The sequence below is a fragment of the Mycobacterium sp. SMC-2 genome (genome assembly GCF_025263485.1).
Taxonomy (GTDB): Bacteria; Actinomycetota; Actinomycetes; order Mycobacteriales; family Mycobacteriaceae; genus Mycobacterium.
On record NZ_CP079863.1, the window covers coordinates 3,722,719 to 3,741,117 of the forward strand.

Sequence of the window (18,399 nt, forward strand, 5' to 3'; positions counted from 1 at the left end):
CACCCACCAAAGACCAAGCAGGAGAGGGACATGCAGAAGAACCTGAACGGCGTCGCGGTGCGCCTCGGTGTCTTCCTGACGGTTTGCCTGCTGACCGCGGCCCTGCTGGTTGCCGTTTTCGGGGAAGTGCGGTTCGGCGACGGCACGACGTACTACGCCGAGTTCACCAACGTGTCCAACCTCAGGGAGGGCAAGCTGGTCCGCATCGCCGGCGTTGAAGTCGGCAAGGTCGAGAACATCTCCATCAACCCGGACGCGACCGTGCGCGTCGAGTTCACCGCCGACAACTCAGTCACCCTCACGCAAGGCACACGGGCGGTGATCCGGTACGACAACCTTTTCGGCGACCGCTATCTCGCGCTGGAAGATGGACCCGGAGGTCTCGCCGCCCTTGCTCCGCGGCAAACAATTCCGCTGAACCGCACCAAACCGGCCCTGGACCTCGACGCCCTGATCGGCGGCTTCAAGCCACTGTTTCGCGCACTGAACCCCGATCAGGTCAACGCGCTCAGCGAACAGCTGCTGCAGACGTTGCAAGGACAGGGCCCCACGATCGCGTCATTTCTGAATCAGGCCGCGGCCGTAACCAATACATTGGCGGACCGCGATCAGCTCATCGGGCAGGTGGTCGACAACCTCAACGTGGTGCTGGGTTCGCTCGGGGACCAGAGCGATCGGCTGGACAAAGCGGTGACATCGTTATCTCAGTTGGTGCACGGGCTCGCCGAACGCAAGACCGACATCTCGAATGCGGTGGCCTACACGAATGCGGCCACCGGATCCATCACCGACCTGCTGGCGCGAGCCCGTGCTCCGTTTTCGAAGGTGGTTCACGAGACCGATCGGGTCGCGGACATCGCCCTCGCCGACCACGACTATCTCGACAATCTGCTCAACACGCTGCCGGACAAGTACCAGGCGCTGGTCCGCCAGGGTATGTATGGCGACTTCTTCGCGTTCTACCTGTGCGATGTCGTGCTCAAGGTCAACGGCAAGGGAGGTCAGCCCGTGTACATCAAGGTGGCCGGCCAGGCTACCGGGCGGTGCGCACCGAAATGAGATCACACGCGGAACGCAAGCGGCTGATCATCGGCGCCTTCGGCATCGCGACCATCGCCGGACTTGTCTTGGCCGCCTTGCAATTTCAGAATCTTCCCTTTCTCGATCACGGTAAGAGCGTCTCGGCCTATTTCGCCGACGCAGGTGGGCTGCGCACCGACAACACCGTAGAAGTCTCGGGCTATCCGGTGGGGAAGGTCTCCAGCATCGAACTCGATGGGCCCGGTGTGCTGGTGAAGTTCCACATTGACAACAACATTCGACTCGGAAGCCGCACCGAGGTGGCAATCAAGACCAAGGGGCTGTTAGGCAGCAAGTTCCTTGACGTCATACCCCGTGGCGAGGGCCGGCTCGACGGACCCATCCCGATCGAGCGGACGATGTCGCCCTACCAGCTGCCCGATGCGCTGGGCGACCTGGCCAGCACGATCAGCGGGCTGAACACCAACCAGCTGTCGGAATCGCTGGACACGATGGCGCAAACCTTTGCCGATACGCCGGGGGATTTCCGCAACGCGATGAAAGGCGTGTCCCGGCTTGCCCAAACGCTCGACGAGCGCGACAGCCAACTACGTGGACTGCTCGACAACGCCGCCAAAGCGACGGGAGTCCTGGCCAAGCGCACCGACCAGATCGTCACCCTGGTACACGCCACCAACGCGCTGTTGGCGCAGCTGCGGACGCAAAGCGCTGCCCTGGACCAGCTCTGGACCAACATCTCGTCGGTGTCACGGCAATTGCAGGGCTTCATCGCCGAGAACCGACAGCAGCTGAGACCGGCGCTGGACAAGCTCAACGGGGTGTTGGCCATCATCGAAAACCGCAAGGAACGGGTGCGGCAGGCTATCCCGCTGATCAACTCCTACGTCATGTCGCTCGGCGAATCACTTTCGTCTGGCCCGTTCTTCAAGGCCTACGTGGTGAATCTGCTGCCCGGCCAATTCGTGCAGCCGTTCATCAGCGCCGCGTTCTCCGACCTGGGGCTGGACCCGGCCACATTGCTCCCCTCGCAGCTGACTGACCCGCCGACCGGCCAACCCGGAACTCCGGCGTTGCCGGTCCCATACCCGCGGACAGGCCAGGGTGGCGATCCGCGGTTGAACCTGCCCGACGCGATCACCGGCAATCCCGGTGACCGTCCATGCGGGTTGCCGGGCATGCCGATGCCCGGGCCCGGCTGCTACCCCTACCGGGAGCCGCCGCCCGCCCCGCCGCCCGGCGGTCCACCACCCGGGCCGCCCGCGCAACAGCCCGGAGGGAACCCGTGACGACCAAGCTGCTGCGTTCCCGGTCCGCGCTGGCGACCACCCTCATCCTGGTGCTCGTCGCGGGCGTCGTCGTCGCGCTGCGAACCGCGGGCGAGGCCGCCCGCTCCGTCGTGGTCGCGTACTTCGACAACAGCAACGGGGTGTTCGCCGGTGACGACGTGCGCATCCGGGGTGTACCGGTCGGCAAGATACTCAAGATCGAACCGCAGCCGCTGCGGGCCAAAATCTCGTTCTCGTTCGACCGCAGGTACAAGGTCCCTGCGAATGCCAAGGCCGTGATCCTGTCACCGCAACTCGTGACCGGCCGGGCCATCCAGTTGACCCCGCCGTACACGGGCGGGCCCACCATGGGCGATGGCGCGGTCATCCCGCAGGACCGCACCGCGGTGCCCGTCGAATGGGATGACCTTCGTGCACAACTTCAGCGGTTGACCGAGTTGTTGAAGCCCACCCGGCCAGGCGGGGTCAGCACGCTCGGTGCGTTGATCAATACCGCCGCCGACAACCTGCGCGGGCAAGGACCCACGATCCGGGACACCATTATCAAACTGTCGCAGGCCGTTTCGGCGCTCGGCGACCACAGCAAGGACATCTTCTCCACCCTGAAGAATCTGTCGGTACTGGTTACCGCGCTCCACGACAGTGCCGATCTGCTCGAGCAACTGAACCACAACCTTTCCGCGGTCTCGGCCGTGCTGGCCGACGACCCGAACAAGGTCGCCCAAGCGGCCGAAGACCTCAACGCGGTCGTCGGCGACGTGCAGAGCTTCGCCGCCGAGAACCGCGAGGCGATCGGCACCGCGTCGGACAAGCTCACGTCGATCAGCAACACGCTGGTAGCCAGCCTCGGCGACATCAAACAGACACTGCACATCAGCCCGACGGTGCTGCAGAACTTCAACAACATCTTTGAACCCGCCAACGGATCCCTAACCGGGGCCCTGGCGGGAAATAACATGGCCAACCCAATCGCCTTCTTGTGCGGAGCGATTCAGGCCGCGTCTCGATTGGGAGGCGAGCAAGCGGCGAAGCTCTGCGTGCAGTACATGGCGCCGATTGTGAAGAACCGCCAATACAACTATCCGCCGATAGGGGAGAACCTCTTCGTGGGCGCCCAGGCCAGGCCCAACGAGGTCACCTACAGCGAGGACTGGATGCGTCCCGACTACGTTCCGCCAGCGGGCGATTCGCCCCCCGCGGCCCCGCCGGCTCCCGACACGCCGGCGAGTGCGACCGTAGCGACCGATCCCGCTGCCGGTCTGCGCGGCCTGATGACGCCGCCGGGAGGTGGCTCGTGAAAAGGGTCGTGGGAACCCGCAACTGGCGCCGCTCGGTGGCGAGTCTGCTGGTGATCGTGACCTGGGCATCCGGCTGCGGCTGGCGCGGCCTGAATTCGCTGCCGCTGCCGGGCACGCAGGGCAACGGACCGGATTCCTATGTGGTGCAAGCCCAGATGCCCGATGTCAACAATATTCAGCCGAACTCGCGGGTCCGCGTCGCTGACGTGACGGTCGGGCATGTGACGAAAATCGAACGTCAGGGCTGGCACGCGCTGGTGACCATGCAACTCAACGGGGATGTCGCCCTGCCCGCCAACGCGACGGCCAAGATCGGTACGACCAGCTTGCTGGGCTCCTACCACATCGAACTCGCCGCACCGAAAGACGAACCGCCACAGGGAAAGCTACGCAACGGCTCCGTCATTCCGTTGGCACACGGCAGTGCCTATCCGAGCACCGAGCAGACTTTGGCGGCGCTGTCGCTGGTGCTCAATGGTGGTGGACTGGGCCAGGTCCAGGACATCACCGAGGCATTGAGCACCGCGCTCCGCGGTCGCGAGCAAGACCTGCGCAGCCTGATCGGGCAGCTGGACGAATTTTCCGCACACCTCAACGACCAGTCCGGTGACATCATCGCGGCCACCGACAGCCTCAACCGACTGGTCGGCAAGTTCGCCGCCCAGCAACCGGTCCTGGATCGCGCCCTGGCAACTGTCCCCGACGCCCTCGCGGTGCTCAACGCCGAGCGCGACAAGCTCGTTGAGGCCGCAGATCAGTTGAGCAAGTTCACTGCCCTGACCGTCGATTCGGTCGATAAGACCAAAGCGAACCTGGTCAAGGAACTACGGCAAGTCGGACCGGTGCTCGAGTCGCTCGCCAATGCCGGTCCGGCCCTGACACGTTCGCTGTCCCTGCTGGCGACCTTCCCGTTTCCGAATGAGACATTCGAGAATTTCCAACGTGGCGACTACGCCAACCTGACCGCGATCGTCGACCTCACGCTGAGCCGGATCGACCAGGGACTGTTGACCGGCACCCGGTGGGAGTGCCACCTGACCCAGCTCGAGCTCCAATGGGGTCGCACCATCGGCCAATTCCCCAGCCCGTGCACCGCCGGCTACCGCGGCACCCCCGGCAATCCGCTTACCACGGCCTATCGCTGGGACCAGGGGCCCTAGATGTTGCATCTGCCGCGCCGCGTCATTCTGCAATTGGCCATCTTCACCGTGATTGCGATGGCCGTGCTGGCCGTCACTTTCCTGCATTTCGTCAAGCTGCCCGCCATGTTGTTCGGCGTCGGCCGCTACACGGTGAAGATGGAGCTACCGGAAGCCGGCGGGCTGTATGGGACCGGCAACGTCACCTATCGCGGCTTTGAAGTGGGCCGGGTGGAATCTGTGCGGCTGACCGACACGGGTGTCCAAGCGGTGCTGTCGCTCAAGTCGGGCATCGATATTCCATCGGACCTCAGGGCAGAGGTGCACAGCCACACGGCGATCGGCGAATCGTATGTCGAGTTGTTGCCCCGCAACGCCACGTCGCCACCGCTCAGGGACGGCGACGTCATTCCGCTCGCCGACACATCGGTCCCGCCCGACATCAACGCCCTGCTCAGCGCCGCGAACAATGCTCTGGGGGCCATACCGCACGACAACTTGAAAACGGTCGTCGACGAATCGTATATCGCGGTGGGCGGGCTCGGTCCGGAACTCTCGCGGCTGATCATGGGGACGTCGGACCTGGCGACCGATGCCCGCAAGAACCTCGATCCGCTGGTGGCGCTGATCGACCAATCGCAACCGGTATTGGACTCGCAGACCCGCACATCGGATGAAATCGCCCGGTGGGCATCGCATCTGGCCGCGGTAACCACCGAATTGCAGACCCACGACGCGGCCGTCGGCGGCGTCGTAGACCAGGGTGGCCCCGCGTTGGGCGAGGTGCGCCAGCTGATCGAACGCGTGCAACCCACCTTGCCCGTCCTGCTGGCCAACCTCGTCAGCGTCGGCCAAGTCGCACTCACCTACCAAAGCGACATCGAACAGCTGTTGGTGGTGTTCCCGATGGCCATCGGCGCCGACCAGGCAGGCATCATTGCCAACCTGAACACCAAGCAGGCGTATCGGGGCCAGTATCTGAGCTTCAACCTCAACCTCAACCTGCCGCCGCCGTGCACCACCGGATTCCTCCCGGCCCAACAGCGGCGCGTCCCCACGTCCGAGGACTACCCGCGCCGCCCGGCCGGCGACCTGTATTGCCGGGTCCCGCAGGACTCGCAGCTCAACGTCCGTGGCGCCCGAAACATCCCGTGTGAGACCGTGCCCGGCAAGCGTGCACCCACGGTGAAGTTGTGCGAGAGCAACGAACAGTACGTGCCACTCAACGACGGCTACAACTGGAAAGGCGACCCCAACGCCACGTTGTCCGGTCAGGGCATCCCCCAACTGCCACCCGGACCGGAGCAGGGGACGGCGGGCAACCCCGGACCGGGGCCGGCGCCGCCACCCGTCGCCGCAGCCCAGTACGACCCGGCCACCGGCACCTATACCGGACCGGACGGCCGCCAGTACACGCAATCCGACCTGGCTCAAACCGCGCCGAAAAACAAGACGTGGCAAACGATGTTGCTGCCCCCGGGGAGCTGACGGCGATGCATAACCCACCCAGCACCAATGTCGAGGGAGAACACCATGTCGGTGACAACTGATCCCGCACCGGCCGTGACGGCCAGCCAGGCCAGCGAGGGCGTCGAGCAACTTGCCGCCGAATCCGGTGCGGCCGAACCGGTTAACGGCCCGCCGGCCCGGGCGGGAAAAGCCACGCCGGTCCGCCGCGCGCTACTGTTCGGGCTCGCCGCCATCGTCGCCTTGGCGACGTTGCTGTGTTGGTTAGGATTTCGTGTCCACCAGTCGCAGCAGGCGCAGGCCCAACGTGATCAATTTCTGCGAGCGGCCAGGCAGGTCGCGCTGAACCTGACGACCATCGACTGGCGGCATGCCGACGCCGATGTGCATCGCATCCTGGACAGCGCGACCGGGGAGTTCTACAACGACTTCTCCAAGCGTTCAACTCCATTCGTGGAGGTGCTTCAGCAAGCCAAGGCCACCACGGTCGGCACCGTTACCGAAGCGGGGCTGGAGTCGCAAACCCCGGACACAGCCCAGGCGCTGGTGGGCGTGTCGGTGCAAACGTCCAATGCCGGTGAGGCCGACCCGGTTCCGCGGCTATGGCGAATGCGGATCACGGTCCAGAGGATCGGTGATCAGGTCAAGGTCTGCAACGTTGGGTTCGTGCAATGAGCGCGGTCAAGTCGCCCCGGGTCGGCGAGCGTGATGACACCGACGCGGTGCCGGAAATTGCCGCCCAGGCAGAACAGTCCGGCAAGGACGGCTCGACCGCAGTCACACCGGATACCGATGACAGCTCGCGCAGGGCCCGCCGTCGCATCAACTGGTCACGGGTGATCGCCTACGGGCTGCTGCCCGGTTTGGCGTTGTCGTTGGCGGCCGCCGCGGGTTTCTTGAAATGGCGGGATGCCTCCGTCCGCGACGCTGCGCTGACCCGTTCGGAATCCGTGCGGGCCGCCACCGAAGGCACCATCGCGCTGCTGTCCTATCGGCCCGACACCGTGCAGAAAAATCTCGAGGCCGCGCGGGGGAGGCTGACGGGCTCCTTCCTCAACGCCTACACACAACTGACCCACGACGTGGTGATCCCCGGCGCACAACAAAAGCAGATTTCTGCCGTGGCCACCGTCCCGGGCGCGGCGTCGGTGTCGACTTCCGCCAACCACGCCGTGGTGTTGCTGTTCGTCAACCAGTCCATCATCGTCGGCCACGACGCGCCGACCAATACCGCGTCCAGTGTCCGGGTCACCCTCGACAAGGTCGAAGGCCGCTGGCTGATCTCGCAATTCGATCCGGTCTGAGCTCATCGCCATGCAGCACAACCGGTTCCAACACCGATCCGAAAGGCCGCTCGCGGCTGTGGCGGTGGCGGGTGCACTATTGCTCGCAGTGGTTCCGCCGAACGCACACGCCGATGTGGTGGCCTATCTGCTCAACGTGACGGTGCGTCCCGGCTATCACTTCGCCGATGCCGATGCCGCGTTGGCGTACGGACATGGCATCTGCGACAAGATATCTCAGGGACGCAGCTACGCACAGGTCATGGCCGACGTCAAGGACGACTTCAATACTTCCGATGAATTCCAGGCCTCGTACCTGATCAGTCAGGCGGTCAACGAGCTGTGCCCCGCCTTGATCTGGCAGCTGCGAAGGTCCGCGTCCGACTGAGGAGACGACATGAGTCATCGCATCCTGATCGTGTCCGCGCTGTCCGCCATGGCCGCCGCCGTTTCGGGCGCACCCGTCGCACAAGCCGACAACAAGCGGCTCAACGACAGCGTGGTCGCCAACGTCTTCACCGTTCAGCACCAAGCCGGCTGCACCAATGACGTCAAGATCAGCCCGCAGCTACAACTGGCCGCGCAATGGCACACCGTCGATGTGCTGAACAACCGGAACCTCGACGGCGACATCGGTTCCGATGGGTCCACGCCACAAGACCGTGCGAACGCCGCAGGTTTCCACGGCAAGGTCGCCGAAACAGTGGCTATCAACCCGGCCACGGCGATCAGCGGCATCGAGTTGATCAACCAGTGGTACTACAACCCCGGCTATTTCGCGATCATGTCCAACTGCGCCAACAGTCAGATCGGGGTTTGGTCGGAGAATTCCCCGGATCGGACGGTCGTGGTGGCCGTTTACGGGGAACCGGATCGACCTTTAGCGGCACCCCCCAAGGCAACGCCGATCGGGCCGCCGCCCGCCGTGGCCCTGCAGGAGAACGTTCCACTCGACCCCAGCCCCGACTACGACGCCAGTGACGAGATCGAATACGGCCTCAACTGGCTGCCGTGGATCCTGCGCGGGGTGTACCCGCCGCCCGCCATACCACCGCAGTAGGTGCGTCGCCGGCAATGCGGCGGCGAGCCGGCCGGCGGTAGCGTGATCGTCACTCAGGGAGGCACGCCCGTGACACACGCCCCCGGGCGCGACGCCCTACGAGCATGCGCATCACCAAGGTTGACGGCGAGCGGGTCGAGTTCGACGTCAACACCCACCCGAGCTAGGCCCGGCCGGGGCCGAGCCGATCCGCGGTGGCCGCCAGCACTTCCCGGCACCCCGCCCACATCCGCGTGATGATGTCCGCCGCCGGCGGGACGTCTTGGATCCGCCCGGCCACCTGACCGGTGTTGGCGACGCTGGCATCCATGTCCCCGTCGAAGTAGAGCCGCTGTACCCGTTGCAGCGCCGCGGCGCCCTCGCCGGAAGACGTTGCGGCGTCCAGCCTCTCGGCGGCGGCCGTCCGGATGACACGCATCATGCGGTTGCCGTCGAGGGGTAGGAGCACGGTGGACGTCTCGTCGGCCGCCACGACCGCCCGCTTGACGTTGCCGTGCACCGGGGAATCGGCCGAGGCCAGCAGCCGCGTTCCCATCTGCACACCTTCGGCGCCGAGAACGAAAGCGGCCGCCATCGAGCGCGCGTCACAGATCCCGCCAGCGGCCACGATGGGCACGTCGACATGGGCCGCCACCAACGGCAGCAGCACCATGGTCGACGCTCCGAACCGGTTCTTGAACCCGCCGCCCTCGACGCCCTCAACCACGAGCCCGTCCACTCCGGCGTCGACGGCTTTGCGGGCCGCCGCGAGGGTGCCCACCACATGGAACACGGTGATGCCGGCATCGTGGAGCCGGCCGGTGAACAGCGCCGGATCGCCGGCCGAGGTGGTGACGAAGCGAATGCCGTTGGCTACCAGAAGATCCACGGTCGCCGGGTCGCGGTTCATGATCAGCGCGATGTTCGCGCCCACCGGACGGTCGGTGAGGTCTCGGACGCCCCGCAGATCGGCTCGGCCCTGCTCGGATGTCGTCTCGATGATGCCCAGCGCGCCCGCATTGGACACCGCCGCGGCCAGCCGGGCCCCGGCGATATAGGTCATCGGCGCCTGGATGATCGGGATGTCGATCCGTGCAAGGCGGCAGACTCGATTGACTGCGGGGCCGGTGTTCATGAGACGCGCGGGTCGATCAGATCGCGGAAGCTTGCAGCGGGGTGCACGGACGCGCCCAAGCCTGTGACGCGGTCGCTGAGCCCTTTGTCCGAAGTCACCACCCGAATGTCGTGTGGGTGGGGGTCGGCGTGGACGCGCCGGACGATCTCGTCGTCAGCCGAGTTCGCCGCCGCCCTGGGCGCATAAGCGATCTCGATGACGGGCGAGGTGATCGGGGTCGACGGGGGGCGCTCGAATACCACGATCACGTCATCTCCTTGAGCCGAGGCCCATCGGTCGAGGCTTTCGACCAGGGCGACCATGGCGCGCCCGCGGTCTTTCCACCACCCGTCAGGGCGGCTGCCGATCACGTTCATGCCGTCCACAATCCAGCGCACAGGTTCCTACCGTAGGGCGGCATTGGTCATTTCCACAGCAACCAAGCAAGACTGAGCACGACCAGCACAGTCAGCATCAGCAATTGTGGCCACGGCCGCCAGGGCGCATCTTGGATGGCATACGACATTTCCTTTAGCGGCGAACTCCGCGGGGGTGCGGCGCGCTCGGGCCGCACCGGCCGGTGGAACTGGTGGAAATACAACTGGATGAGCGTCGCACCGATCCAGAGCCCACCTAGGAAGCTGACCGGGTCGACACCGCGCCACAACACCAGCGCAGTGACTGCCACGGCGACGGCCATCAGTGCGCGATCGGACGTCGTGGTGGCCCAAGGCTCAGCGCCGTACTGCTTGTCGAGCAGGGCGCGACGCCGGCGGTAGGGGAGCGCGAAAAACGCGAACTTCAGCAGGATGTGTAAGCCCAGCACCACCACGATGACGGTGGCGACGGTGTTGCGCATGAGACCTCTCGATTTCCGTACGTAAGGCGTTCAGGTGATTGCTACCGTCACCGATATCAGTTTGCCCGCCGCACCGTCTTCGATGATGGGAAGAAGCCAATGACGTCGATAGCCGACACCGATGACCGGGTTGTCTCGCTCGCCCGGGGAATGCGCGATCTGGTGCGCGCCGAGGCCGCTGAATCCGAGCGGGCGCGCACCCTGACCCCCGCGATCGTCGACGAGATGTGGGCGAGCGGGCTGATGTCCGCGTTCAACCCGGTCGAGGCCGGCGGTGTCGAACCGTCGTTCACCGAGATGATCGAGACGTGGATCGAGATGGCTTGGCAGGACGGCTCTTTCGGTTGGGTCGGCATCGCCAACCTGCCGTCTTCCTTCGCCGCCGCGGCGTATCTGCCCGACGAGGGTTTCGCCGAGGTGTTCACGGCGAATGGCAACCGAGTCACGACGGGCGGCCAGTTCTTCCCCAACGGGCAGGGATCCGCCGTCGACGGTGGCTATCTGGTGAACGGCTCGTGGAACTTCGGCTCGGGCATCGGCCACTCCCAGTACGTCGCGGCCGGGTTCCTGCCCATGGACAACGGCGAAATGCGCTGGATCACCGAAGGCTTCCCCGAGATGCGGGTCGCGGTGATTCCCCGGGATCAGATCAGCTTCAACGACGGCTGGTTCGTGCAGGGGCTCAAGGGAACCGGGTCCTACGACTACAGCGCCCAAGAGGTGTTCGTGCCGGCGAGCCGCACCTTCGAGCTGTTCGTGCGTCAGCCGCATCGCGGGACGTCGCCGGCGACGCGAATGGGGCTGATGCCGGTCACCGCCGCGGGTCACGCGTCCTGGGCGCTCGGCGTCGCCAAGAGCATGCTCGACGATGTCCAGGAGCTGGCGGCGACGAAGTTCCGGATGAGTGACATGGCATCGCTGGCCAGCCGCCCGACCTTCCAGAAGGGGCTGGCGCACCACCGCGCGGCCTGGCGCGCCGCGCGTCTGCTGGTGCTCGATGCGTTCACCACCGCGGAGGCCGCGGTCGCGTCGGGGGAGGAGCTCACGCCCACCCTGCGCGCGGACATGCGGGTGGCGGCGGTCTACGCGACCGACACCGCCCGCAGCTGCGCCGAGTGGGCTCACCTGGTCGCAGGCACCAGTTCGATCCGTGAGGGCAGCCGGCTGGAGCGGGCCTTCCGCGACATCTATACCGGGACGCAGCACGCCTTCATCAGCGAGAAAGTCGCCATCGACGTCGCGCAGATATGGCTCGGCATCATCGAAGACCAGCCGGGGCTGTGAGCCGCTGACGCCGCCTACACGACGCGTTCGCCGGCGTCGTGGCGCTCGTCGTAGTCCTTCTGCTCGGTCAGCGACGATGCCAGCCCCGGCCCGGCGGCGCCGGCCGAGGCACCCTGGGCGACCGAGCCGAGCGAGCTCAACGGGGCGGCGCCGGCGCCCAGCAGCGTCGACGCGGCGTTGACCGCGCCGGGCATCGCCCCGGCGGGGCCACCCGCACTCGGCGAGGGGACGGGCACCGTCGGTGAGGGATTCGTGACCGGGATCCCCTCGACCGGCTTGGCCAGCGGCGGCGCGGCGGCGGCGAGCGGCGTCTCCGCGCGCATCAGCCCGCCGCCCGTCGGGCCGACGAAGGACTGGCTGGCGATTCGGGCGCCAGCGGAGTCCAACGTGCCGGCCGCCTCGCCGTCGACTTGGGAGTACATCCGGGCGATGTCGGTCAGCGCGACCCCTGTGCGGGCGACCTCTTCCTGAGCGGCGGTGTTCAACGTCAGCATCGCGGCGCCCTCCGCGGCGAACGCCGCGGCCGCGAGCGCCGAGACTTCATCGGCCCCGGCGGGTACCAGCGCGGTCACCGGCGCCGACGCAGCCGCGCCGGAAGCCAAACCGCGGGTGGCGATGTCGACCACGTGCAATCCGATGGCACCCGCGGCCGGGTCATGTGACATCGATTCCATGTGCGTACTGCTCCTGTGCGAGCGTTCAGCGCCGGCACGTCAAAAGGACCAGCTGCGCCGGGCTACGAAACAAGTCTAAGGGCGCCGCTGGGGTGCTGCCCACACTTTCATCCGGGATCCGCTCGGCCGCCGACCCGGGTGAACACAATGCGTAAGACTCCGGGCATCGTTCTCGGGTCGCCTACGATCAGCCCATGCGCGGCGCAAAAATACTGATCACCGGTCCGACCGGCCAACTCGCGACCCCGATCGCCCGGGCGCTGGCGGCCGGCAACGAAGTGTGGGGCATCGCCCGCTTCACCGACCCTGCCGCGCGGGAGGGCCTCGAAAAGGCGGGCGTGCACTGCCAGACGGTCAACCTGGCGGCCGGTGATTTCACCGCTTTGCCAGGCGATTTCGAGTATGTGCTCAACCTGGCGGTGGCCAAGAGCGGAAACTGGGACAAGGACCTCGCGGCCAACGCGGAGTCGGTCGGCCTGCTCATGGCGCACTGCCGCGGAGCGAAGGCCTTCCTGCACTGTTCCTCCGCCGCCGTCTATGACCCCCCGGACGACCTTCCCCGGACCGAGGGCGCCGCCCTGGGCGACAACCACAAGTGCCTGTTTCCCACCTATTCCATCTCCAAGATCGCCGGGGAGGTCGTCGCCCGGTCGATGGCGCGGGCTCTCGGGCTGCCCACCACCATCGCCCGGCTCAACGTTCCCTATGGCGACAACGGCGGGTGGCCGTTCTACCACATGGAGATGATGCTGGCGGGTATCCCGATCCCGATCCCGCCCGGTGAACCGGCCCAGTACAACCCAATTCACGAGGACGACATCATCGCGACCATCCCGAAGTTGCTCGAGGTGGCTTCGGTCCCCGCCACGACGCTCAACTGGTGTGGCGACCAGACGGTCAGCATCCAGGAGTGGTGTGGCTACCTCGGCTCACTGATCGGCAAGGAGCCGGTTTTCGAGGTGAGCGCCCAAGCGCTGCGCGGCAATCCCACGGACAGCCAGCGGATGCATGAGCTCATCGGCGGCACGACGGTCGACTGGCGTGACGGGCTGCGCCGCATGGCGGCCAAGTTCCATCCGGAGTTGGTCGGCACGTAGGAGTACAGGTGCGCCAAGGGCCCGACGCGGCGCGGCGGCTACGCAACCTCGCGCTACTCCGCCGCGTCCGCGACCGGATCGATCGGGAGTATGCGCAACCGCTCGACGTGGAGGCGCTCGCCCGGAACGTACACATGTCCGCCGGCCACCTGAGCCGCGAATTCCGCCGGGCGTACGGCGAACCGCCCTACTCCTACCTGATGACACGGCGCATCGAGCGCGCGATGGCGCTGCTGCGGCGTGGTGACCTGAGCGTCACCGACGTGTGTTTCGCCGTCGGCTGCTCCTCGCTGGGCACCTTCAGCACTCGCTTCACCGAACTGGTCGGGGTACCGCCGAGCACCTACCGGCGCCAAGCGGTGGACGCGCTGGCCGGAATGCCGCCGTGCGTCGCCAAACAGGTGACCAGACCGATCAGGAATCGAGAAGCACCGGTCACCGCGCCGCACCTAGCCTGACCCCATGGACATCACGATTCACTCGAGCTTCCTGCCGCACGACGACCCGGAATCCTCGCTCGCCTTCTACCGCGACATTCTCGGCTTCGAAGTTCGCCTCGACGTCGGAAAGGGCAGGATGCGCTGGATCACCGTTGGACCACCAAACCAGCCCGATACCTCGATCGTCCTGAACCCGCCGGCGGCCAACCCGGGCATCAACGAAGACGAGCGGCGCACCATCGCCGAGTTGATGGCCAAGGGCAGCTACGCCACGCTGCTCCTGGCGACCAAAGACCTCGACCGCACGTTCGAGCAGCTGCAGGCCAACGACGTCGACATCGTCCAAGAGCCAACCGACCAGCCGTACGGACTTCGTGATTGCGCCGTCCGAGATCCCGCGGGCAACCTGCTCCGCATCCAAGAACTGCGCTGAATTCCTCGGATAGTCATAGCGCAACAGTCCTAACCGTTTCGCGACCCCGCGCCGCGGTCCCACCCGTGCACGCCTTGACCGCGCCGCACGCGCAATGCTAAGCAAGTGCTCAGCATTGATGTGCATCGGGTGGCTAAGCCCGCGCGATACGGAAGGGATCAGATGACGCTGCAGGGGGTATTGGAGGACATCCGAAGGCGCCCGGGCACGGGTGACGTCATCGCGGTCATCGACCCCGCCACGGAGGAGACGATCACCGAATTCATTGACTGCGGGGAAGCGGCGGTCGACGAGGCCGCCGCGCGGGCGAGGGCTTCCTTCGAGTCCGGCGTCTGGTCCGAGCTGCCGGGTCGCGAGCGGGCCAAGGTCATGTGGCGCATCGCGGATTTGATCGACGAACATGCCGAGGAGTTCGCCCAACTCGACTCGCTCAACACGGGCATGCCGCTGCTGCAGGCAACGCTGCAGATGTCGACCTGCTCGGAGTTCTTCCGCTACTACGCCGGCTGGTGTTCCAAGATCAATGGTGTCGCGTACGACGTGAAGACCGACGGCATCGCGACCGACGCCTTCGTCAACATGCACGCCTACACCCTCAAGGAGCCCTACGGCGTGGTGGGGCTGATCTTCCCGTGGAACGGACCCATCTTCAACGCCAGCGCGAAGCTGGCCCCCGCGTTGGCCGCCGGCTGCAGCATGCTCGTCAAGCCCGCCGAGGAAACGCCCTTGTCGGCGCTGCTGTTGGACCAGCTGGTCCACGAGGCTGGCGTGCCCGAGGGTGTGGTGAACCTGCTGACCGGTTACGGGCACACCGCGGGGGCGGCGATCACCGCGCATCCCGACGTCGAGAAGGTCGCCTTCACCGGGTCCACCGACGTGGGCAAGGAGATCGTGCGGGCGTCGGCCGGCAACCTGAAGAAGGTCACGCTCGAACTCGGCGGGAAGTCACCGGTGCTCATCTTCGAGGACGCCGACCTGGACAAGGCCATCCTGATGGCCTCGCTGGGCATCTTCGTGCACTCCGGCCAGGGCTGCGTGTGCGGATCGCGGATCTTCGCGCAGCGCGGCGTCTACGACCGGGTGGTGGAAGGCGTTGCGATGATAGCGAATACGTTCAAGCTGGGCGCCCCCAGCGAGGAGGGCTGCGTCAGCGGCCCACTGATCAGCCAGAAGCAGCTGAGCCGCGTCATGGGCTTCATCGACGAGGGCAAACGCGACGGCGTCGAGGTCGTCACCGGCGGCCATCGCCTGGACCGGAAGGGCTATTTCGTCCACCCGACCGTGCTCACCAACGTCGACCCCGCGATGCGGCTCTACCAGCAGGAGATCTTCGGGCCGGTGGTCAGCATCCTGCCGTTCGACGACGAAGACGAAGCGGTGGCCATGGCCAACGACACCACCTACGGCCTGGCCGCCACGGCCTGGACCGAAAACCTCGGCCGCGCGCACCGGATCGTCAAGCGGCTGCACGCCGGCAGCGTCCAGGTCAACTGCCAGTTGGTGTTCGACCACGACGTGCCCTTCGGGGGTCACAAGCAGTCCGGTTGGGGTCACGAGTTCGGCCGCGAGGGCATCGAGATGTACCTGAAGACGAAATCGGTCTGGGCCCAGCTCTGACTTCCACGGGAGCGGGAAAAGTCCCGAACCGCGAAGGTTCGGGACTTTTCGCCTCGTCACGGTCGCGTTCAAGATCCCTTGGCGTAGCGGGTGAGGAACCCGAGGGACGCGACCGCCGCGACCGCGCCGATCACGCCCCACAGGACGAACTGGAAGACCATCGACCCCAGGAACCAGCCGAACGTCATCCCGATGTAGAGGGCCCAGATCAGACGGAAGGCGCTCCACAGCGCGACCGCGCCGGCGCTGAGTCCGATGTAGAGGCTGCGCTGCCGGTCGACCCGATTGATCTGCTCTTCGATGCTGGCCGGGACGATCTTCATTTCTGACTTCCTTTCGTGAGGCGCCGCCGGATTGGCGTCGTCGTTGCGCCAAGTACAAGCCGCGGCGTGGGCTACCGATCCCAACGTTGTCCGGTGCGTTACCCCCGATTCGCCGGGAATGGCAAGGGTCGGGTGGCACCGCAGTTGGGGAAGGAGCGCACTTGCGGCAGCACGGCGCGGGGGAGTCAATTCAAATAGGGCGCGTGTCTGGATGCGCTCGCCGGGTATTCGTTGCGGGGTGCGTTCGTAAATCTGGAAGGGGATGGTCGTCGATGATGAACCCGCTCAAGCTCGCCGAGCAGGTCGCCGGGTCGGTCCTGGCGGTGGGCGGCATCAGGGTCGGCACCGAGGAGCCGAAGTACACCCGCCATCGACTCACCGACACCGTCGAAATACGCCGCTACGGTCCGCGGATTGCCGCCGAGACGACCGTCGACGCCGACGAGATCCGCGCTCGCGACGTCGGGTTCCGACGTTTGGCGGGATACATATTCGGCGGCAATCGGCGCGACCAGACGATCTCGATGACGGCACCCGTCACGCAGCGGTCAAGCCGGCGCGGCGAACAGATCGCGATGACCGCACCGGTGGTCCAGTCCGCCGGCACCGACAGCGGCTGGCTAATCCGATTTTTCATGCCCGCGAAGTGGACGCTGGAGACCCTCCCCGCTCCGAACGACGATCAGGTCCACCTCGCCACCGTGCCGCCCGCGACCGTCGCGGTGTTGCGGTTCAGCGGTGACCGCGGCGCCAAGGCGGTCAGCACCCGCACCGATGAACTCGTGCAGATATTGCAGGGCAGAGGGATTCAGCCAACGGGAGATGCCGAGGCGTGGTTCTATGACCCGCCCTGGACGTTGCCGATGCTGCGCCGAAACGAGATCGCAATTCCCGTCGATCCGGCGTCCGCGCCCAACTAGCCGCCATGGAACGGTATTTCGGCCCGTTCGTGGTGGTGGCGGGGATTCTCATTGTGCTGCTGGGCATTTTGGTGTGGACCGGTGGGCTGTCGTGGTTCGGCCGCCTCCCTGGTGACATCCGCATCGAGCGCGGAAACGTACGCATTTACGTTCCGCTGGTATCGATGCTGCTGGTCTCCGTCGCGGCGACGCTCGTGCTGTCGATCGTGCGCTACCTGTTTCGTCGCTGAGCCGGTTGGGGTTTCGCGTGATGGATCATGACGACCAGAAACTGGACGCTCGGCTGCTGACTGGTGTGTCGGAAACTGCGCTGCTGACGCTGTACGGACGGGCATACCACGCCGCGCAGCCGGACCCGATCATCGACGACCCGATGGCGATCCGCCTCGTCGACTCCATCGACTTCAACTTCGAAAAGTTCGGGCGCAGGGGCCAGGAGATGGCGCTGCGCTCACTGGCCGTCGACCGATGCGCGATCGACTACCTCACCGCGCATCCGAAGGCGACCGTCGTCGCGCTCGCGGAAGGCTTCCAGACGTCCTTCTGGCGCTTGGACCGCGCCCTGCCCGAAGCGCGATTCATGTGGGTCTCGGTGGACCTGCCGCCGGTCGTCGAACTCCGGCAGCGCCTGCTGCCGCATTCCCCACGAATCACTCATCTCGCACAATCCGCCCTCGACTACACCTGGATCGACAAGGTCGACACCGGCAACGGCGTGTTCGTCACCGCCGAGGGCCTGTTGATGTACCTGCAACCCGACCAGGCGCTCGGACTGATCACCCAGTGCGCCAAGAGCTTTCCCGGTGGCCGGATGTTCTTCGACCTACCGCCGACCGTCGTCAAGAAGATAGCCCGCAACGGCCTGCGTTCCTCGAAGCGCTACCGGGTGCCGCCGATGCCGTTCAGCCTCTCGGTGCGTCAACTGGCGAAGCTGGCGAATACCGTGCCCGGGATCCGTGCGGTGCACGACGTGCCGATGCCCGCGGGACGGGGGTTGTTCTTCGGCAAGCTGTACCCCGCCTTCTGGCGGTTCCCGCCGGCGAAGCCCTATCGCGGCGTCTTCGCCCTGCTCGAATTCGGGTGAG

Annotated in this window: 22 protein-coding genes; 17 read left to right on the forward strand and 5 right to left on the reverse strand. The window is 66.0% G+C overall.

Going from position 1 to position 18,399, the window contains the following annotated elements; all coding sequences use genetic code 11:
- Positions 1-30: 30 nt before the first annotated feature.
- From KXD96_RS17370 to KXD96_RS17410, 9 genes are all read left to right on the forward strand, one after another.
- A complete protein-coding gene (locus tag KXD96_RS17370; protein WP_260738076.1) occupies positions 31-1,059 on the forward strand; it encodes a virulence factor Mce family protein in 1,029 nt (342 codons plus the stop codon).
- The gene (locus tag KXD96_RS17375) at positions 1,056-2,327 is read left to right on the forward strand and encodes a virulence factor Mce family protein (protein ID WP_260738078.1); all 1,272 of its coding nucleotides are present in this window, start codon (positions 1,056-1,058) and stop codon (positions 2,325-2,327) included. Before KXD96_RS17370 ends, KXD96_RS17375 begins: the two co-directional genes overlap by 4 nt.
- Entirely contained in the window at positions 2,324-3,625 is a 1,302-nt protein-coding gene (locus KXD96_RS17380; RefSeq protein WP_260738080.1) for a virulence factor Mce family protein, read from the forward strand. Before KXD96_RS17375 ends, KXD96_RS17380 begins: the two co-directional genes overlap by 4 nt.
- Positions 3,626-3,660: 35 nt before the next feature.
- A complete protein-coding gene (locus KXD96_RS17385) occupies positions 3,661-4,785 on the forward strand; it encodes a virulence factor Mce family protein (RefSeq protein ID WP_260745425.1) in 1,125 nt (374 codons plus the stop codon).
- A complete protein-coding gene (locus tag KXD96_RS17390; RefSeq protein WP_260738081.1) occupies positions 4,786-6,252 on the forward strand; it encodes an MCE family protein in 1,467 nt (488 codons plus the stop codon).
- Positions 6,253-6,297: 45 nt separating this feature from the next.
- The gene (locus KXD96_RS17395; protein ID WP_260738084.1) at positions 6,298-6,906 is read left to right on the forward strand and encodes a mammalian cell entry protein; all 609 of its coding nucleotides are present in this window, start codon (positions 6,298-6,300) and stop codon (positions 6,904-6,906) included.
- Between the two features lie 146 nt (positions 6,907-7,052).
- Positions 7,053-7,535 carry a hypothetical protein gene (locus tag KXD96_RS17400; protein WP_260745426.1) on the forward strand — a complete coding sequence of 161 codons (483 nt, stop codon included), beginning with the start codon at positions 7,053-7,055 and terminating at the stop codon, positions 7,533-7,535.
- A 10-nt stretch (positions 7,536-7,545) separates the two neighbouring features.
- Positions 7,546-7,902 carry a DUF732 domain-containing protein gene (locus KXD96_RS17405; protein WP_260738085.1) on the forward strand — a complete coding sequence of 119 codons (357 nt, stop codon included), beginning with the start codon at positions 7,546-7,548 and terminating at the stop codon, positions 7,900-7,902.
- 9 nt (positions 7,903-7,911) lie between these two features.
- Positions 7,912-8,574 (forward strand): CAP domain-containing protein, encoded by a 663-nt coding sequence (locus KXD96_RS17410; protein WP_260738087.1) that lies wholly within the window; start codon positions 7,912-7,914, stop codon positions 8,572-8,574.
- Positions 8,575-8,737: 163 nt separating this feature from the next.
- Here KXD96_RS17410 and KXD96_RS17415 read toward each other — a convergent pair whose 3' ends face one another.
- From KXD96_RS17415 to KXD96_RS17425, 3 genes are all read right to left on the reverse strand, one after another.
- Positions 8,738-9,616 (reverse strand): nitronate monooxygenase family protein, encoded by an 879-nt coding sequence (locus tag KXD96_RS17415; protein WP_260738091.1) that lies wholly within the window; start codon positions 9,614-9,616, stop codon positions 8,738-8,740.
- 68 nt (positions 9,617-9,684) lie between these two features.
- A complete protein-coding gene (locus KXD96_RS17420) occupies positions 9,685-10,065 on the reverse strand; it encodes an NYN domain-containing protein (RefSeq protein ID WP_260738094.1) in 381 nt (126 codons plus the stop codon).
- A 26-nt stretch (positions 10,066-10,091) separates the two neighbouring features.
- Positions 10,092-10,526 carry a hypothetical protein gene (locus KXD96_RS17425; RefSeq protein ID WP_260738097.1) on the reverse strand — a complete coding sequence of 145 codons (435 nt, stop codon included), beginning with the start codon at positions 10,524-10,526 and terminating at the stop codon, positions 10,092-10,094.
- A 99-nt stretch (positions 10,527-10,625) separates the two neighbouring features.
- Between KXD96_RS17425 and KXD96_RS17430 the strand changes: the two genes are divergently transcribed.
- Positions 10,626-11,810, forward strand: a complete 1,185-nt coding sequence (locus tag KXD96_RS17430) for an acyl-CoA dehydrogenase family protein (protein ID WP_260738100.1) — start codon at positions 10,626-10,628, stop codon at positions 11,808-11,810.
- A 14-nt stretch (positions 11,811-11,824) separates the two neighbouring features.
- Here the strand turns inward: KXD96_RS17430 and KXD96_RS28645 are convergent, their stop codons facing one another.
- The gene (locus tag KXD96_RS28645; protein WP_313901587.1) at positions 11,825-12,484 is read right to left on the reverse strand and encodes a PE domain-containing protein; all 660 of its coding nucleotides are present in this window, start codon (positions 12,482-12,484) and stop codon (positions 11,825-11,827) included.
- A gap of 194 nt (positions 12,485-12,678) precedes the next feature.
- Here KXD96_RS28645 and KXD96_RS17440 point away from each other — a divergent pair, with 194 nt between their 5' ends.
- The 4 genes from KXD96_RS17440 (at position 12,679) to KXD96_RS17455 (ending at position 16,071) form a co-directional block, all read left to right on the forward strand.
- Complete coding sequence (locus tag KXD96_RS17440; protein ID WP_260738103.1) at positions 12,679-13,581, forward strand: NAD(P)-dependent oxidoreductase; 903 nt, start codon at positions 12,679-12,681, stop codon at positions 13,579-13,581.
- Positions 13,582-13,589: 8 nt separating this feature from the next.
- Positions 13,590-14,039 carry a helix-turn-helix transcriptional regulator gene (locus tag KXD96_RS17445; RefSeq protein WP_260738105.1) on the forward strand — a complete coding sequence of 150 codons (450 nt, stop codon included), beginning with the start codon at positions 13,590-13,592 and terminating at the stop codon, positions 14,037-14,039.
- A 4-nt stretch (positions 14,040-14,043) separates the two neighbouring features.
- Positions 14,044-14,454, forward strand: a complete 411-nt coding sequence (locus tag KXD96_RS17450) for a VOC family protein (protein WP_260738108.1) — start codon at positions 14,044-14,046, stop codon at positions 14,452-14,454.
- A gap of 162 nt (positions 14,455-14,616) precedes the next feature.
- Positions 14,617-16,071: an aldehyde dehydrogenase gene (locus KXD96_RS17455; protein ID WP_260738110.1), complete on the forward strand. Its 1,455-nt coding sequence runs from the start codon at positions 14,617-14,619 to the stop codon at positions 16,069-16,071.
- A 68-nt stretch (positions 16,072-16,139) separates the two neighbouring features.
- On the opposite strand, the gene KXD96_RS17460 is transcribed toward KXD96_RS17455, so the two are convergent.
- Positions 16,140-16,394, reverse strand: coding sequence for a hypothetical protein (locus KXD96_RS17460; RefSeq protein WP_260738112.1), 255 nt, complete (start codon positions 16,392-16,394; stop codon positions 16,140-16,142).
- A gap of 272 nt (positions 16,395-16,666) precedes the next feature.
- On the opposite strand from KXD96_RS17460, the gene KXD96_RS17465 reads away from it, so the two are divergent.
- Genes KXD96_RS17465 through KXD96_RS17475 form a run of 3 tightly spaced genes read left to right on the forward strand, consistent with a single transcriptional unit; the run spans position 16,667 to position 18,398 of the window.
- Entirely contained in the window at positions 16,667-17,314 is a 648-nt protein-coding gene (locus tag KXD96_RS17465; protein ID WP_260738116.1) for a heme-binding protein, read from the forward strand.
- Positions 17,315-17,319: 5 nt separating this feature from the next.
- Complete coding sequence (locus tag KXD96_RS17470) at positions 17,320-17,544, forward strand: DUF2905 domain-containing protein (RefSeq protein ID WP_260738119.1); 225 nt, start codon at positions 17,320-17,322, stop codon at positions 17,542-17,544.
- A gap of 20 nt (positions 17,545-17,564) precedes the next feature.
- Positions 17,565-18,398, forward strand: a complete 834-nt coding sequence (locus KXD96_RS17475) for a class I SAM-dependent methyltransferase (RefSeq protein WP_260738121.1) — start codon at positions 17,565-17,567, stop codon at positions 18,396-18,398.
- Position 18,399 lies beyond the last annotated feature (1 nt).

Coding starts and splice junctions, on each gene's coding strand:
- KXD96_RS17370 (WP_260738076.1), top strand. CDS start 31: ATGCAGAAGAACCTGAACGGCGTCGCGGTGCGCCTCGGTGTCTTCCTG.
- KXD96_RS17375 (WP_260738078.1), top strand. CDS start 1,056: ATGAGATCACACGCGGAACGCAAGCGGCTGATCATCGGCGCCTTCGGC.
- KXD96_RS17390 (WP_260738081.1), top strand. CDS start 4,786: ATGTTGCATCTGCCGCGCCGCGTCATTCTGCAATTGGCCATCTTCACC.
- KXD96_RS17395 (WP_260738084.1), top strand. CDS start 6,298: ATGTCGGTGACAACTGATCCCGCACCGGCCGTGACGGCCAGCCAGGCC.
- KXD96_RS17405 (WP_260738085.1), top strand. CDS start 7,546: ATGCAGCACAACCGGTTCCAACACCGATCCGAAAGGCCGCTCGCGGCT.
- KXD96_RS17410 (WP_260738087.1), top strand. CDS start 7,912: ATGAGTCATCGCATCCTGATCGTGTCCGCGCTGTCCGCCATGGCCGCC.
- KXD96_RS17415 (WP_260738091.1), bottom strand. CDS start 9,616: ATGACCTATATCGCCGGGGCCCGGCTGGCCGCGGCGGTGTCCAATGCG.
- KXD96_RS17425 (WP_260738097.1), bottom strand. CDS start 10,526: ATGCGCAACACCGTCGCCACCGTCATCGTGGTGGTGCTGGGCTTACAC.
- KXD96_RS17430 (WP_260738100.1), top strand. CDS start 10,626: ATGACGTCGATAGCCGACACCGATGACCGGGTTGTCTCGCTCGCCCGG.
- KXD96_RS28645 (WP_313901587.1), bottom strand. CDS start 12,484: ATGGAATCGATGTCACATGACCCGGCCGCGGGTGCCATCGGATTGCAC.
- KXD96_RS17440 (WP_260738103.1), top strand. CDS start 12,679: ATGCGCGGCGCAAAAATACTGATCACCGGTCCGACCGGCCAACTCGCG.
- KXD96_RS17450 (WP_260738108.1), top strand. CDS start 14,044: ATGGACATCACGATTCACTCGAGCTTCCTGCCGCACGACGACCCGGAA.
- KXD96_RS17455 (WP_260738110.1), top strand. CDS start 14,617: ATGACGCTGCAGGGGGTATTGGAGGACATCCGAAGGCGCCCGGGCACG.
- KXD96_RS17460 (WP_260738112.1), bottom strand. CDS start 16,394: ATGAAGATCGTCCCGGCCAGCATCGAAGAGCAGATCAATCGGGTCGAC.
- KXD96_RS17465 (WP_260738116.1), top strand. CDS start 16,667: ATGATGAACCCGCTCAAGCTCGCCGAGCAGGTCGCCGGGTCGGTCCTG.
- KXD96_RS17470 (WP_260738119.1), top strand. CDS start 17,320: ATGGAACGGTATTTCGGCCCGTTCGTGGTGGTGGCGGGGATTCTCATT.
- KXD96_RS17475 (WP_260738121.1), top strand. CDS start 17,565: ATGGATCATGACGACCAGAAACTGGACGCTCGGCTGCTGACTGGTGTG.